Annotated in this window: 14 protein-coding genes; 10 read left to right on the top strand and 4 right to left on the bottom strand. The window is 71.6% G+C overall.

The genetic code is table 11. From position 1 onward, the window contains the following. The first annotated feature begins 147 nt into the window (after positions 1 to 147). Both mmpB and AC07FA_RS13005 read left to right on the top strand, forming a co-directional pair. Positions 148 to 276 carry a morphogenic membrane protein MmpB gene (mmpB, locus tag AC07FA_RS13010; RefSeq protein ID WP_256668981.1) on the top strand — a complete coding sequence of 43 codons (129 nt, stop codon included), beginning with the start codon at positions 148 to 150 and terminating at the stop codon, positions 274 to 276. Between the two features lie 18 nt (positions 277 to 294). Beyond that, positions 295 to 906: a nucleoside triphosphate pyrophosphatase gene (locus AC07FA_RS13005; protein WP_479075221.1), complete on the top strand. Its 612-nt coding sequence runs from the start codon at positions 295 to 297 to the stop codon at positions 904 to 906. Between the two features lie 13 nt (positions 907 to 919). On the opposite strand, the gene AC07FA_RS13000 is transcribed toward AC07FA_RS13005, so the two are convergent. Continuing rightward, positions 920 to 1,390: a hypothetical protein gene (locus AC07FA_RS13000; RefSeq protein WP_479075920.1), complete on the bottom strand. Its 471-nt coding sequence runs from the start codon at positions 1,388 to 1,390 to the stop codon at positions 920 to 922. 356 nt (positions 1,391 to 1,746) lie between these two features. Between AC07FA_RS13000 and AC07FA_RS12995 the strand changes: the two genes are divergently transcribed. Further along, positions 1,747 to 3,501, top strand: a complete 1,755-nt coding sequence (locus AC07FA_RS12995; protein WP_479075219.1) for an acetyl/propionyl/methylcrotonyl-CoA carboxylase subunit alpha — start codon at positions 1,747 to 1,749, stop codon at positions 3,499 to 3,501. 180 nt (positions 3,502 to 3,681) lie between these two features. Next, positions 3,682 to 4,293 (top strand): TetR/AcrR family transcriptional regulator, encoded by a 612-nt coding sequence (locus tag AC07FA_RS12990; protein WP_479075217.1) that lies wholly within the window; start codon positions 3,682 to 3,684, stop codon positions 4,291 to 4,293. Between the two features lie 51 nt (positions 4,294 to 4,344). On the opposite strand, the gene AC07FA_RS12985 is transcribed toward AC07FA_RS12990, so the two are convergent. Then, on the bottom strand, positions 4,345 to 5,319 hold the full coding sequence (locus tag AC07FA_RS12985; protein WP_479075215.1) for a DeoR/GlpR family DNA-binding transcription regulator: 975 nt from the start codon (positions 5,317 to 5,319) through the stop codon (positions 4,345 to 4,347). 208 nt (positions 5,320 to 5,527) lie between these two features. Then, positions 5,528 to 6,967, bottom strand: a complete 1,440-nt coding sequence (locus AC07FA_RS12980; RefSeq protein WP_479075214.1) for an NAD(P)H-quinone dehydrogenase — start codon at positions 6,965 to 6,967, stop codon at positions 5,528 to 5,530. A 251-nt stretch (positions 6,968 to 7,218) separates the two neighbouring features. On the opposite strand from AC07FA_RS12980, the gene AC07FA_RS12975 reads away from it, so the two are divergent. From AC07FA_RS12975 to AC07FA_RS12965, 3 genes are all read left to right on the top strand, one after another. Next, the gene (locus AC07FA_RS12975; RefSeq protein ID WP_173315400.1) at positions 7,219 to 7,656 is read left to right on the top strand and encodes a gamma-glutamylcyclotransferase family protein; all 438 of its coding nucleotides are present in this window, start codon (positions 7,219 to 7,221) and stop codon (positions 7,654 to 7,656) included. A 104-nt stretch (positions 7,657 to 7,760) separates the two neighbouring features. After that, positions 7,761 to 8,585, top strand: a complete 825-nt coding sequence (locus AC07FA_RS12970) for a purine-nucleoside phosphorylase (RefSeq protein WP_479075212.1) — start codon at positions 7,761 to 7,763, stop codon at positions 8,583 to 8,585. Between the two features lie 157 nt (positions 8,586 to 8,742). Further along, complete coding sequence (locus AC07FA_RS12965; RefSeq protein WP_479075211.1) at positions 8,743 to 10,383, top strand: phospho-sugar mutase; 1,641 nt, start codon at positions 8,743 to 8,745, stop codon at positions 10,381 to 10,383. Between the two features lie 71 nt (positions 10,384 to 10,454). On the opposite strand, the gene AC07FA_RS12960 is transcribed toward AC07FA_RS12965, so the two are convergent. After that, positions 10,455 to 11,096 carry a PH domain-containing protein gene (locus AC07FA_RS12960; RefSeq protein ID WP_479075210.1) on the bottom strand — a complete coding sequence of 214 codons (642 nt, stop codon included), beginning with the start codon at positions 11,094 to 11,096 and terminating at the stop codon, positions 10,455 to 10,457. 135 nt (positions 11,097 to 11,231) lie between these two features. Between AC07FA_RS12960 and deoC the strand changes: the two genes are divergently transcribed. The 3 genes from deoC to AC07FA_RS12945 are packed head-to-tail and all read left to right on the top strand — an operon-like array spanning position 11,232 to position 14,528. Beyond that, on the top strand, positions 11,232 to 12,179 hold the full coding sequence (gene deoC, locus AC07FA_RS12955; protein WP_479075209.1) for a deoxyribose-phosphate aldolase: 948 nt from the start codon (positions 11,232 to 11,234) through the stop codon (positions 12,177 to 12,179). Between the two features lie 5 nt (positions 12,180 to 12,184). Further along, the gene (locus AC07FA_RS12950; RefSeq protein WP_479075208.1) at positions 12,185 to 13,624 is read left to right on the top strand and encodes an aldehyde dehydrogenase family protein; all 1,440 of its coding nucleotides are present in this window, start codon (positions 12,185 to 12,187) and stop codon (positions 13,622 to 13,624) included. After that, the gene (locus AC07FA_RS12945; protein ID WP_479075207.1) at positions 13,614 to 14,528 is read left to right on the top strand and encodes an aldehyde dehydrogenase family protein; all 915 of its coding nucleotides are present in this window, start codon (positions 13,614 to 13,616) and stop codon (positions 14,526 to 14,528) included. Before AC07FA_RS12950 ends, AC07FA_RS12945 begins: the two co-directional genes overlap by 11 nt. Positions 14,529 to 14,675: the final 147 nt, after the last annotated feature.

Raw genomic sequence — 14,675 nt, 5'->3', positions numbered from 1 at the left:
GGCTCCCCCCCCCCCCCCCCCCCCCTCCCCCCCCCCCCCGCCCCCCCCCCCCCACCCCCCCCCCCCCTCCCCCCCCCCCCCCCCTTCCTCCCCCCCTCCCCCCCCCCCCCCCCCCCCCACAGCGGTCACGGCAGCAGGATCGTTTCCATGCTGTGGTCCGATCCCGAGAACGAGCCGCCCAAGGAGCTCCGCGACGCGCAGGCGATGCTGCGCCGCGCGGGTCTGCTGCTCGCGCTCGCCATGGTGATCGCCATGTTCGTCCTGGGCACCCGCTGACCCCGCGGGGCTTCTACGATGGCCCGTATGACTGATCAGCGCCGTCTCGTCCTCGCCTCCGCCTCCCCCGCCCGTCTCGGCCTCCTGCGCCAGGCCGGTTTCGCGCCCGAGGTGATCGTCAGCGGTGTGGACGAGGACGCACTGTCCGCGCCCACCCCCGGCGAGCTGGCGCTCGTCCTGGCCGAGGCCAAGGCGGCGGCCGTCGCGGCCCGCCTGGAGGCGGCCGGCGCACTGGTCATCGGCTGCGACTCGGTGCTCGAACTGGACGGCGTCGCCCTGGGCAAGCCCGCCGACGGCGAGGACGCCACCGCCCGCTGGAAGTCCATGCGCGGCCGGTCCGGTGTGCTGCGGACCGGGCACAGCGTGATCGACACCCTGAGCGGCCGTACGGCATCGGCGACGGCCTCCACCGTCGTCCGCTTCGCCGAACCGACCGACGCCGAGATCGCCGCCTACGTCGCCACGGGCGAACCCCTCCATGTGGCGGGCGCGTTCACCCTGGACGGCCGCTCGGCGCCGTTCGTCGACTCCATCGAGGGCGACCACGGCAACGTCATCGGGCTCTCGCTGCCGCTGCTGCGCCGGCTCCTCGGCGAACTGGGCTTCTCCGTGACCGACTTGTGGGTCTGAGGACCGGACCGGGTCAGACGGCTGCCGGAGCCCCGGCGCCGCTCCCCTGCCCGTTGCCCTCGCCCGGTACGGGGCCGGCGTCGTCCCGCGCGGCCTGGTCCGGCCCGTATCCCAGCAGGGTCAGGACGAGCAGCGCGAGCACGGCCATCATGAAGGCGAACGCGGACCAGCCGACCAGGCCCACCGTGAGGGCGCCCAGCACCCCGTGCACGACGGCGCAGCCGATCAGGGCGATCCGCCCGGCACGGCCCGGCGCCCGGTCGCGGACCCCGGCCATCAGTGCGACGAGACCGCAGAGGACCAGCAGGAGGCCGGAGCCCCAGCCCATCACCCATGTGCCCGTGGACATGGCATGGGGGTCCATGCCCGCGAGGGACATCTTCTGGTTGTCGACGACCGTCGCGAGTACGGCGTTGACGAGTACGATCCCCACGGCCTCCCCGAACAGCACGAGCCCGGTCACCACGGCCACTGGTCTGCGTATCACCGCGCCCACCCCCTGTTACCTGTAGTACCTGCGATAGCGCGGACCCTACTAATCGGTAATGGTGGGGACAAGAGGTTCGACGGTCCTCGCACAACGGCAAAGAAATGCCCGTCCGTTCGTAGGGACCCCACAAAGAAACACGGGGGGTCGTTGACCCTACGAACAGAGACCTGGACCACACCTCGTGGCTACTGTGCGCTTAAGGAACCCGGCGTAACGTGGTGCGACAAGGGATTTCACGACTCCAGCAACCCTCGAATCACACTCCGTGTGGGCAAGCTCACCAGTGGGGACGGGTCGTACGGCCGTGTCGGTAGTCCCTAAACTCAGCTTGTTTCAAGGAGGGAGTCATCGTGCGCAAGGTGCTCATCGCCAACCGTGGCGAAATCGCTGTCCGCGTTGCTCGGGCTTGCCGGGACGCCGGGATCGCGAGCGTAGCCGTCTACGCCGATCCGGACCGGGACGCTCTGCATGTCCGCGCGGCCGACGAGGCGTTCGCTCTGGGCGGTGACACCCCGGCCGCCAGCTATCTGGACATGGCCAAGGTGCTCGCGGCTGCCAAGGACTCCGGGGCGGACGCCATCCACCCGGGTTACGGCTTCCTGTCGGAGAACGCCGAGTTCGCCCAGGCGGTACTGGACGCGGGTCTGACGTGGATCGGCCCGCCCCCGCAGGCCATCCGTGACCTCGGCGACAAGGTCGCGGCCCGCCACATCGCCCAGCGCGCCGGTGCGCCGCTGGTGGCCGGCACGCCCGACCCGGTCTCCGGCTCGGACGAGGTCGTCGACTTCGCCCGCGAGCACGGCCTGCCGATCGCGATCAAGGCCGCCTTCGGCGGAGGCGGGCGTGGCCTGAAGGTCGCCCGCACCCTCGAAGAGGTCCCCGAGCTGTACGACTCCGCGGTCCGCGAGGCCGTCGCCGCCTTCGGCCGCGGTGAGTGCTTCGTCGAGCGCTACCTCGACAAGCCGCGCCACGTGGAGACCCAGTGCCTGGCCGACACCCACGGCAACGTGGTCGTCGTCTCCACCCGTGACTGCTCGCTCCAGCGCCGCCACCAGAAGCTCGTCGAGGAGGCCCCCGCGCCGTTCCTGAGCGAGGCTCAGAACGCCGAGCTGTACGCGGCGTCCAAGGCCATCCTCAAGGAGGCCGGTTACGTCGGCGCGGGCACCGTCGAGTTCCTCGTCGGCACCGACGGCACGATCTCCTTCCTGGAGGTCAACACCCGCCTCCAGGTCGAGCACCCGGTCACCGAAGAGGTCACCGGCATCGACCTCGTACGCGAGATGTTCCGCATCGCCGACGGCGAGGAGCTCGGTTACGGAGACCCCGCCGTGCGCGGTCACTCCTTCGAGTTCCGGATCAACGGCGAGGACCCGGGCCGCGGCTTCCTGCCCGCCCCCGGCACCGTCACCACCTTCGCCGCCCCCTCGGGTCCGGGCGTCCGCCTGGACGCGGGTGTGGAGTCCGGCAGCGTCATCGGCCCCGCCTGGGACTCGCTCCTGGCCAAGCTGATCGTGACCGGTGCGACCCGTGAGCAGGCGCTCCAGCGGGCCGCGCGGGCGCTGGCGGAGTTCAAGGTCGAGGGCATGGCCACGGCCATCCCCTTCCACCAGGCCGTCGTGGTCGACCCCGCCTTCACCGCCGACCCGTTCCGGATCCACACCCGGTGGATCGAGACGGAGTTCGTCAACGAGATCAAGCCCTTCGCTCCCGCCGGCGCGGACGCCGAGGACGAGGACGGCAACCGCGAGACCATCGTCGTCGAGGTCGGCGGCAAGCGCCTGGAGGTCTCGCTGCCCGTCTCCCTCGGGATGAGCCTGGCCCGTACCGGCCTCGCGGCCGGTGCCAAGCCCAAGCGCCGTGCCGCGAAGAAGGCCGGTTCCGCCGCCTCCGGCGACACCCTCGCCTCGCCCATGCAGGGCACGATCGTCAAGGTCGCGGTCGAGGAGGGCCAGGAGGTCAAGGAGGGCGACCTCATCGTCGTCCTGGAAGCCATGAAGATGGAGCAGCCCCTCAACGCCCACCGCTCCGGAACGGTCAAGGGCCTGGCCGCCGAAGTCGGCGGCTCGGTCTCCTCCGGCGCCATGATCTGCGAGATCAAGGACTGATCCGCCCGGCTCAAGGGCCCCGCAGGAGTCACTCGACTCCTGCGGGGCCCTCGGCGTCCGCGGGCAGGTCCCCGGGGTGCGGGGCGATACGGAGGGCACCTCCCGTTGCCCGATGGCATCCTGGACCCTGAGGCGTGCGCACGCAGGGGCGTACACGTGGGAGATGCGGAGGACTGCGCGATGGCGACGAGCACGGCACAGACGCCGGCACAGACCCCGGGACGGCCGATGCGTGCCGACGCGCGCCGCAACTACGACCGGCTGCTGGGCGAAGCCCGTATGTCCTTCGCCGCGCACGGCACGGACGCCTCCCTGGAGGACATCGCGCGCCACGCGGGCGTCGGCATCGGCACCCTGTACCGGCACTTCCCGAACCGCCAGGCCCTGATGTACGCGGTCTTCCAGGAGGCCCTGGCAGCCCTGCTCACCCGCTCCCGCGAACTGGCGGAGGCGGAGCATCCGTGCCGGGCGCTCGTGGAGTGGCTGGGCGCGATCGTCACGCACGCGGGTGAGTACCGGGGGGTGGCCCAGGCGCTCATGTCGGCGTCGCGGGACGAGACCTCGGCCCTGGCGCGGTGCAATGTGCCGCTGCGTCAGGCGGGGGCGCGACTGCTCGCTCGGGCGCAGGAGAGCGGCGCCGTGCGGGCGGACGTGTCGATCGACGACCTGATGCAGCTGACGAACGCCATCGCCCTGGCCGCCGAGCAGTCACCGGACGATCCGGGACTTGCGGACCGCCTGCTGACGCTCACCCTCCAGGGTCTCAAGGGCCCGAACACGGAACGGGGCTGACGGAGCACTGGGGCTGCCTGACCTGCGGGCCGGGCCTCAGCCGGATCAGCCTCAGCGCCGTCGCAGGTCCGCCACCCTCGCCCGGTCCCCCGGGCCCTGGTCGGCCAGCGCCGCCGCGCTGCGCAGCTGTGGTCCAAGTCCTCCCGAACCCCCCGCCTGCGTACGGCGCTGTCCCGGCAGCGGCATGTCGCGTCTGGCCTGGCGGCCGGGCGCGATCCCCTCGCCGGGTACGGACGCGTCCGCGTCGGGACCCGCGATCGTGATCTCCACGCCCTGGTCCGCCAGGGCCTGGAGCTCGGTCGCGGCCCGCTCGTCGTGGACCGGCGGCTCGTCCGTGACCAGCCGGGTGATGAGGTCGGTGGGCACCGTCTGGAACATGGTGTCGGAGCCCAGTTTGGTGTGGTCCGCGAGGACCACCACCTCGGCGGCCGCCTGCACCAGCGCCCGGTCCACACTCGCCGAGAGCATGTTGGACGTGGACAGCCCGCGCTCGGCGGTGAGGCCGCTCCCGGAGAGGAACGCCCGCGAGACCCGCAGTCCCTGGAGGGACTGTTCGGCACCGCTGCCCACGAGCGCGTAGTTGCTCCCGCGCAGCGTGCCGCCGGTCATCACCACTTCCACGCGGTTGGCATGCGCCAGCGCCTGGGCGACCAGCAGTGAGTTGGTGACGACGGTCAGACCGGGAACCCGCGCGAGCCGGCGGGCCAGCTCCTGCGTGGTCGTTCCGGCGCCGACCACAATGGCCTCGCCCTCACCGACCAGGCCGGCGGCCAGATCGGCGATGGCCGTCTTCTCCGCGGTGGAGAGATGGGATTTTTGCGGAAAGCCGGACTCCCGCGTGAATCCGCCCGGCAAGACCGCACCGCCGTGCCGGCGGTCGAGGAGTCCTTCTGCCTCCAGTGCCCGCACGTCCCGCCGTACGGTCACTTCGGAGGTCTGGACGACGCGGGCGAGCTCACGGAGCGATACCGCCCCGTTGGCGCGCACCATTTCGAGGATCAACTGACGACGTTCTGCAGCGAACACGGAACTGACAGTAACCTGGCCATCCGTTAGTTTTCAGCAGTTTGCGCCGAATAACAGAAGTTGCACATGAATGGGGCCGCCAAGTGATATAGGCGGCCCCGTTGTTGTGACGGAGTCGGAAGAGACCGGACGGGAGCGGTCACAAACGTTCTGCGGGCCCGTCCAACTTGCCGGGGGTTGCCGGGGATTGCCGGGCTCCCGGCAGGCCCTACGAGTCGCCCGTGAGCTTCCGCGTGTGCAGCTGCCGAGCCACTTCCGCGATCGATCCGGACAGGGACGGGTACACGGTGAAAGCGTTTGCGATCTGTTCCACCGTCAGGTTGTTGTCGACCGCGATCGAGATCGGATGGATCAGCTCGCTGGCGCGCGGGGAGACGACACAGCCGCCGACCACGATGCCGGTGCCGGGCCGGCAGAAGATCTTGACGAAGCCGTCCCGGATGCCCTGCATCTTGGCCCGCGGATTGCGCAGCAGCGGCAGCTTGACGACCCGGGCGTCGATCTTGCCCGCGTCGACATCGGCCTGGCTGTAGCCGACGGTGGCGATCTCGGGGTCGGTGAACACGTTCGACGAGACCGTCTTCAGGTTCAGGGGGGCCACCGCGTCGCCGAGGAAGTGGTACATCGCGATCCGGCCCTGCATCGCGGCGACCGAGGCCAGCGCGAAGACGCCGGTGACGTCACCGGCCGCGTACACACCGGGGGCACTGGTGCGGGAGACCCGGTCGGTCAGGATGTGGCCCGAGTCCTTGAGCCGGACCCCGGCCTCCTCCAGGCCCATGCCCGCGGTGTTCGGGATCGCGCCGACCGCCATCAGGCAGTGCGATCCGGAGATGACGCGTCCGTCGGCGAGGGTGACCTCGACCCGGTCGCCCACCCGCTTGGCTGACTGGGCGCGCGAGCGGGCCATGACGTTCATGCCGCGACGGCGGAAGACGTCCTCCAGGACCGCCGCCGCGTCCGGGTCCTCGCCCGGCAGCACGCGGTCGCGCGAGGAGACGAGGGTGACCCGCGAGCCGAGCGCCTGGTAGGCACCGGCGAACTCGGCTCCGGTGACACCGGAGCCGACGACGATGAGCTCCTCGGGGAGCTCGTCGAGGTCGTAGACCTGGGTCCAGTTGAGGATGCGCTCGCCGTCCGGGAGCGCGTCCGGGATCTCCCGGGGGTGACCGCCGGTCGCGACGAGCACGGCGTCGGCGGTCAGCGACTCCTCCGTGCCGTCGGCGGCGGTCACGACGACCTGCCGGGAGCCGTCGGCGGCCTGGAGGCCCTCCAGCCGGCCGCGTCCGCGCATCACGCGGGCGCCCGCGCGGGTGACGGACGCGGTGATGTCGTGGGACTGGGCCAGCGCGAGGCGCTTGACCCGTCGGTTGACCTTGCCGAGGTCGACGCCGACCACGCGCGCCGCCTGCTCCAGATGAGGCGTGTCGTCCGCGACGATGATGCCCAACTCCTCGTACGAAGAGTCGAAGGTGGTCATCACCTCTGCCGTCGCGATCAGGGTCTTGGAGGGCACGCAGTCGGTGAGTACCGACGCGCCGCCGAGGCCGTCGCAGTCGACGACGGTCACCTCCGCGCCGAGCTGGGCGCCCACCAGTGCCGCCTCGTAGCCGCCGGGGCCGCCGCCGATGATCACGATCCGGGTCACGAAAAGTCCGCCTCGCGTGGTGTCATCCCGCGGCCGTATGCCGCCGCGGCCGGGGTCCGGGGGACGACCCCGGGGGGAATGCAGTACGTACTCCATTGTCCCGCACGCGCCAAACTGCTTCGCCCCGGGGCCCTCCATACGTGGGCGGGGCCCGCCGGGACCGGGTCCGGCGTGCACGAACGGGGTGTTCCGGCAGGCCCTTGCGCTCAGGAACCGGCGCTCCCGCGGTCACCTCCCGTACCCTCGACCACATGTCGCTCTACGCCGCGTACGCCGGCAACCTCGACGCGCGGCTGATGACGCGCCGCGCTCCTCATTCCCCGCTGCGCGGCACCGGCTGGCTCAACGGCTGGCGGCTGACCTTCGGCGGGGAACAGATGGGCTGGGAAGGCGCGCTGGCCACGGTGGTCGAGGCGCCCCGCTCCCAGGTCTTCGTGGCGCTGTACGACATCGCGCCGATGGACGAGGACTCCATGGACCGGTGGGAAGGCGTCGGCCTCGACATCTACCGGCGGATGCGCGTGCGGGTGCACACCCTGGACGGCGAGGAGCCGACCTGGATGTACGTCCTGAACGGGTACGAGGGCGGGCTCCCCTCGGCCCGCTACCTGGGCGAAGTGGCCGACGCCGCGGAATCCGCCGGCGCGCCGCACGACTACGTGATGGAGCTCCGCAAGCGCCCCTGCTGAGCGCCCGGCGCACCGCACTCCTGTACGAAACTACGAAGACGTTCGGCCAGCCTCTGCGCATGGGCATCTACGCGCGTAGGGATTCACCGGCTACCCTCGTCCGCGTGAACGCATCTGTTATTCCGGACAACATCCAGGGCGACCCGCACGCGGCCGCCGACGCCGCCGCCGCCCGCCTCCGCGAGCTGACCGGCGCCGAGACCCACGACGTCGCCCTCGTGATGGGCTCGGGGTGGGCGCCCGCGGGCGACGCGCTCGGCGCTCCGGAAGCCGAGTTCCCGGTGACCGAACTGCCCGGGTTCCCCGCGCCGGCGGTCGAGGGCCACGGCGGCACGATCCGCTCGTACCGGATCGGAGACAAGCGCGTCCTGGTCTTCCTCGGCCGCACCCACTACTACGAGGGCCGCGGCGTCGCCGCCGTCTCGCACGGGGTCCGCACGGCGGTCGCCGCCGGCTGCAAGACCATCGTGCTGACCAACGGCTGCGGCGGTCTGCGCGAGGGCATGCGCCCCGGGCAGCCCGTGCTGATCAGCGACCACATCAACCTCACGGCGGCGTCGCCGATCATCGGCGCCAACTTCGTGGACCTCACCGACCTGTACTCGCCGCGGCTGCGCGCCCTGTGCAAGGAGATCGACGAGACGCTCGAAGAGGGCGTGTACGTGCAGTTCCCCGGCCCGCACTACGAGACTCCGGCCGAGATCAACATGGTCCGGGTCATGGGCGGCGACCTGGTGGGCATGTCCACCGTGCTGGAGGCCATCGCCGCGCGCGAGGCGGGGGCCGAGGTCCTGGGCATCTCGCTCGTGACCAACCTGGCCGCCGGTCTGTCCGGCGAGCCGCTCAACCACGAAGAGGTGCTTCAGGCGGGCCGCGACTCGGCCACCCGTATGGGTGCGCTGCTGGCACGGGTCCTGGACCGCATCTGACGTGCCCATGGGGCTCCGCCCCAGACCCCGCGCCTCCCCCGCCGACGGGGCTGAGATCTGCTGGTTCCGCCGCGTCTCAAGCCCCTCCGGCGGTTGAGGAGCGGGGGTCCCGGGGCAGCGCCCCCGTAACCCACCCCACCCCCGAAAGGCGGACACCGTGGAGCAGGACCTCATCACGCAGGCCAGGACGTGGCTCGCGGAGGACCCCGACCCCGAGACGCGCGACGAACTCGCCAAGCTGATCGCCGCCGAGGATCTCGCCGAACTCTCCGCACGCTTCGCGGGCACCCTCCAGTTCGGCACGGCCGGGCTGCGCGGGGAGCTGGGAGCCGGGCCCATGCGGATGAACCGGTCCGTGGTCATCCGGGCCGCCGCGGGCCTCGCCGCGTACCTGACCGCTCAGGGCCAGGCCGGCGGGCTCGTCGTCATCGGGTACGACGCCCGCTACAAGTCCGCCGACTTCGCGCGCGACACGGCGGCCGTCATGACCGGCGCCGGGCTGCGGGCGGCCGTCCTGCCCCGTCCGCTCCCCACCCCGGTCCTGGCGTACGCCATAAGGCATCTGGGCGCCGTCGCGGGCGTCGAGGTGACCGCCAGCCACAATCCTCCGCGCGACAACGGCTACAAGGTCTACCTGGGCGACGGTTCGCAGATCGTGCCCCCGGCCGACGGCGAGATCGCCGCCGCGATCGCGGCGGTCGGCCCGCTCGACACCGTGGCGCGCCCCGAGGACGGCTGGGAGATCCTCGGCGACGAGGTCCTGGACGCCTATCTGGCGCGTACGGACTCGGTGCTCCGCGCCGGCTCCCCGCGTACCGCCCGCGTCGTCTACACCGCGATGCACGGCGTCGGTACGTCCGTGCTCACCGCCGCGTTCGCACGGGCCGGTTTCCCGGAGCCGGTGCTCGTGGCCGAGCAGGCCGAACCCGACCCGGCGTTCCCCACCGTCGCCTTCCCCAACCCGGAAGAGCCCGGCGCCATGGATCTCGCCTTCGCGACCGCGCGCCGGTCCGGCCCGGATCTCGTCATCGCCAACGACCCGGACGCCGACCGCTGCGCCGTGGCGGTGCCCGACGCGGCCGTCCCGGGCGGCTGGCGGATGCTGCGCGGCGACGAGGTCGGCGCGCTGCTCGCCGCCCATCTGGTGGACCGCGGCGTCACCGGCACCTTCGCCGAGTCGATCGTGTCGTCCTCGCTGCTCGGCCGCATCGCCGAGAAGGCGGGCCTCGGGTACGAGGAGACGCTGACCGGCTTCAAGTGGATCGCCCGCGTCGACGGCCTGCGGTACGGCTACGAGGAGGCGCTGGGCTACTGCGTCGACCCCGGGGGCGTGCGCGACAAGGACGGCATCACGGCCGCCCTGCTCGTCGCCGAGCTGGCCTCCGTACTCAAGGAGCGGGGCCGTACGCTCCTCGACCTGCTGGACGACCTCGCCGTCACGCACGGACTGCACGCCACGGATCAGCTGTCGGTCCGTGTGGAGGACCTCACGGTCATCGCGAACGCCATGCTGCGCCTGCGGGAGCAGCCGCCGACCGCCCTGGCGGGCCTGGCCGTCGTCTCGGCCGAGGACCTGTCGCTCGGCACCGAGCTGCTGCCGCCCACGGACGGGCTGCGCTACCGGCTGGAGGGCGCGCGGGTGATCGTCCGCCCGAGCGGCACCGAGCCGAAGCTCAAGTGCTACCTGGAGGTCGTGGTTCCGGTCGCCTCGGCGGACGACCTGCCCGCGGCCCGTGCCAGGGGCGCGGAACTGCTCGCCGGGATCAAGCGCGACCTGTCGGCGGCCGCGGGGATCTGAGCCCGCGGTACCACGGACCGGCCCCCGGACCCCGCGCGGAAGCGGGAGTCCGGGGGCCGGTCCGTCACGTCTCAGCCGATGGCGAGCAGCACCACGAGGAGCACGACGCCCGCGACGGCCGGGGCGATGACCTCGTACGCCCAGCGGACCGAGGCCGTCACCGTGCCGGTGCCGTCCTTGCGGTGCGCGGCTCCCTCGGCCAGTTCGCGCAGGTCGACCACGGTCTGGTCGGCGGCGGCGATGCGCGCCGCCGTGTCGCGGACGTCGGCGTGGACGGAGGACCTGCCGTACGGGTCGTCCTGCGACTGCCGGGACGCCTTCCTGGCCGCCCTCTTGCGCTCGCGCAGCGAGACGGGGACGGCCCACAGCTGGTACTTCACGCCCTTGTGCGTGGTCAGCTCGGTCGAATACCCGGCGCGCACATCGGCGACATCGGACCAGGGCAGCACGATCGTCCGGAACGGGTTGCGGATGCGGACGCGCTCCTCGTTCGCGAACACCGCGGGCCGCACCGTGAACGCCACGATCAGCGGGATCACGGCAAGCATCCCCGCGAGCGCCTTCCACGGGGTCGCGCCCTCGCCGCGGAACAGGGCGTCGCCGCCGATCCAGGCGGTCAGCGCGATCAGCAGCACACCGCAGACCAGACCGGCGACCGAACGGAAGGTCCGGTCGGCGTAGGCCGGCTCGGGGGCAGGCGTGGGGCTCGTCATGGGCCCGATTCTGCCTGACGGCCGACGGGGACGGCCGGGCGGCCGTGTCCCGCGCGTGCGGCGCGCCCGCGGCGCGGGAAGGAGGAGGGGCCCTGTACAGGTCGCTACGCGCGTAGATATGCTCATGTGGTGACCATGCCCACCACTGCACCTGCATTCGCCGACGCGACGGCGTCCGACAGTGCGCTGCGCCGCTTCCTGCACGGGCTGCCCGGCGTCGACCCTGTCGGCCTCGAAGCGCGCGCCGCCTCCCTCGGTACCCGATCGATCAAGACGACTGCCAAGGCGTACGCCATCGATCTCGCCATCTCGATGATCGACCTGACGACGCTGGAAGGCGCGGACACCCCGGGCAAGGTCCGGGCTCTCGCCGCCAAGGCCGTCAACCCCGACCCCACCGACCGCACCAGCCCGCGTACCGCCGCGGTCTGCGTCTATCCCGACATGGCGGCGACCGCCGTCGCCGCGCTGGCCGGTTCCGGAGTGAAGGTGGCGTCCGTGGCGACGGCCTTCCCGGCCGGCCGTGCCGCGCTGGACGTCAAGCTCGCGGACGTCCGCGACGCCGTGGCGGCCGGGGCCGACGAGATCGACATGGTGATCGACCGCGGCGCCTTCCTCTCCGGCCACTACCTGAAGGTGTACGAGGAGATCACCGCCGTGAAGGCAGCGTGCGGCTCCGCACGGCTGAAGGTGATCTTCGAGACCGGCGAGCTGTCCACGTACGACAACATCCGGCGGGCCTCCTGGCTCGGGATGCTGGCGGGCGCCGACTTCATCAAGACGTCGACGGGCAAGGTCGCGGTCAACGCGACGCCCGCGAACACCCTGCTGATGCTGGAGGCCGTGCGCGACTTCCGGGAGCAGACTGGGGTACAGGTCGGTGTGAAGCCGGCCGGCGGCATCCGCACCAGCAAGGACGCGATCAAGTTCCTCGTGCTGGTCAACGAGACCGCGGGCGAGGACTGGCTGGACAACCACTGGTTCCGCTTCGGCGCCTCCAGCCTGCTGAACGACCTGCTGATGCAGCGCCAGAAGCTCAGCACCGGCCGTTACTCCGGCCCCGATTACGTGACGGTGGACTGATCCCCATGGCATCTGCATTCGAGTACGCACCGGCTCCGGAGTCCCGCTCCGTCGTCGACATCGCTCCTTCGTACGGCCTGTTCATCGACGGCGAGTTCACCGAGGCCGCCGACGGCAAGGTCTTCAAGTCGGTCAGCCCCTCGTCCGAGGAAGTCCTCGCCGAGGTCGCGCAGGCCGGCGCGGAGGACGTGGACCGGGCCGTGAAGGCGGCCCGCAGGGCGTTCGAGAAGTGGTCGGCGCTGCCCGGCTCCGAGCGCGCGAAGTACCTGTTCCGTATCGCCCGGATCATCCAGGAGCGCAGCCGCGAGCTCGCCGTCCTGGAGACCCTGGACAACGGCAAGCCGATCAAGGAGACCCGCGACGCGGACCTCCCCCTCGTCGCCGCGCACTTCTTCTACTACGCGGGCTGGGCCGACAAGCTGGACCACGCCGGCTACGGCGCGAACCCGCGCCCGCTGGGCGTCGCGGGCCAGGTCATCCCGTGGAACTTCCCGCTCCTGATGCTGGCGTGGAAGATCGCCCCCGCGCTCGCCACGGGCAACACGGTGGTCCTGAAGCCCGCCGAGACGACCCCGCTCTCCGCGCTCTTCTTCGCGGACATCTGCCGCCAGGCGGGCCTGCCCAAGGGCGTCGTCAACATCCTCACGGGTTACGGCGACGCGGGCGCCGCCCTGGTCGGGCACCCCGACGTGAACAAGGTCGCCTTCACCGGCTCGACCGCGGTCGGCAAGGCCATCGCCCGCCAGGTCGCCGGTACGGACAAGAAGGTCACCCTCGAACTCGGCGGCAAGGGCGCCAACATCGTCTTCGACGACGCCCCCATCGACCAGGCCGTCGAGGGCATCGTCACCGGCATCTTCTTCAACCAGGGCCAGGTCTGCTGCGCGGGCTCCCGGCTGCTCGTCCAGGAGTCGGTCCAGGACGAGGTGCTGGACGCCCTCAAGCGCCGGCTGTCCACGCTGCGCCTCGGCGACCCGCTGGACAAGAACACCGACATCGGCGCGATCAACTCCGCGGAGCAGCTCTCCCGGATCACCGCGCTCGTCGAGACCGGCGAGGCGGAGGGGGCCGAGCGCTGGTCCGCCCCCTGCGAACTCCCCTCGTCCGGCTACTGGTTCGCCCCGACGCTCTTCACGAACGTCACCCAGGCCCACACCGTCGCCCGCGACGAGATCTTCGGCCCCGTGCTGTCCGTCCTCTCCTTCCGTACCCCGGACGAGGCGGTCGCCAAGGCCAACAACACCCAGTACGGCCTCTCGGCCGGCATCTGGACGGAGAAGGGCTCCCGCATCCTCGCGGTGGCCGGCAAGCTCCGGGCAGGCGTCGTCTGGGCCAACACGTTCAACAAGTTCGACCCGACGTCGCCCTTCGGTGGCTACAAGGAGTCGGGCTTCGGCCGCGAGGGCGGCCGTCACGGCCTGGAGGCATACCTCGATGTCCGATAACCGCCTGAGCGTCTTCAAGACCTACAAGCTGTACGTCGGGGGCAAGTTCCCCCGCTCCGAGAGCGGCCGGGTGTACGAGGTGACCGACTCCAAGGGCAGGTGGCTGGCGAACGCGCCGCAGTCCTCCCGCAAGGACGCGCGCGACGCGGTCGTGGCCGCCCGCAAGGCGTTCGGCGGCTGGTCGGGCGCGACCGCGTACAACCGCGGGCAGATCCTCTACCGCGTCGCGGAGATGCTGGAGGGCCGCAAGGACCAGTTCGTACGGGAGGTGGCGGACGCCGAGGGCCTGTCGAAGGCCAAGGCGGCGGCCGTCGTCGACGCGGCGATCGACCGGTGGGTCTGGTACGCGGGCTGGACCGACAAGATCGGCCAGATCGTCGGCGGGGCGAACCCCGTCGCGGGCCCGTTCTTCAACCTCTCCACTCCCGAGCCGACCGGTGTCGTCACGGTCCTGGCGCCCCAGGCGTCCTCGTTCCTGGGTCTGGTCTCGGTGATCGCCCCGGTGATCGCCACCGGTAACACGGCCGTGGTCATCGCCTCGGCCGACGCCCCGCTGCCCGCGCTCTCCCTGGGCGAGGTGCTCGCCACCTCCGACCTGCCGGGCGGTGTCGTGAACATCCTGTCCGGGAAGACGGCGGAGCTCGCGGCCCCGCTCGCCTCCCACCAGGACGTCAACGCGATCGACCTCACGGGCGCCGACGCCGTACTGGCGAAGGAGCTGGAGATCGCGGCCGCGGACAACATGAAGCGCGTCCTGCGTCCACAGCCTGTGGACACGGACGGCTCCGCCGACGGCGCCGACTGGTCGGCCGACCCCGGCACGCGCCGCCTGACGGCCTTCCTGGAGACGAAGACCGTCTGGCACCCGACGGGCGCTCTGGGAGCCGCAGGCTCCTCGTACTGAGCCCTGGACGGGCCCTGCGGGCCTTGGGGGGGGGGGCCCCCCCCCCCCCCCCAAACAGAAGGGGGGGGGGAGACCCCCTCCTCAAGGGGGCAAGATGGCGAACCAATTACCCGTTCATTCTCCACCCAGCTCTTCCTTCGTTTTCTC

The organism is Streptomyces sp. NPDC045968 (assembly GCF_056430475.1).
This window is presented reverse-complemented; position numbering and strand designations above follow the sequence as displayed.

What these genes read in the sequence shown, in the direction of transcription:
- deoC (WP_479075209.1), top strand. Translation starts at nt 11,232, where the DNA reads ATGCCCACCACTGCACCTGCATTCGCCGACGCGACGGCGTCCGACAGT.
- AC07FA_RS12990 (WP_479075217.1), top strand. Translation starts at nt 3,682, where the DNA reads ATGGCGACGAGCACGGCACAGACGCCGGCACAGACCCCGGGACGGCCG.
- AC07FA_RS12975 (WP_173315400.1), top strand. Translation starts at nt 7,219, where the DNA reads ATGTCGCTCTACGCCGCGTACGCCGGCAACCTCGACGCGCGGCTGATG.
- mmpB (WP_256668981.1), top strand. Translation starts at nt 148, where the DNA reads ATGCTGTGGTCCGATCCCGAGAACGAGCCGCCCAAGGAGCTCCGCGAC.
- AC07FA_RS12945 (WP_479075207.1), top strand. Translation starts at nt 13,614, where the DNA reads ATGTCCGATAACCGCCTGAGCGTCTTCAAGACCTACAAGCTGTACGTC.
- AC07FA_RS12960 (WP_479075210.1), bottom strand. Translation starts at nt 11,096, where the DNA reads ATGACGAGCCCCACGCCTGCCCCCGAGCCGGCCTACGCCGACCGGACC.
- AC07FA_RS13005 (WP_479075221.1), top strand. Translation starts at nt 295, where the DNA reads ATGGCCCGTATGACTGATCAGCGCCGTCTCGTCCTCGCCTCCGCCTCC.
- AC07FA_RS12950 (WP_479075208.1), top strand. Translation starts at nt 12,185, where the DNA reads ATGGCATCTGCATTCGAGTACGCACCGGCTCCGGAGTCCCGCTCCGTC.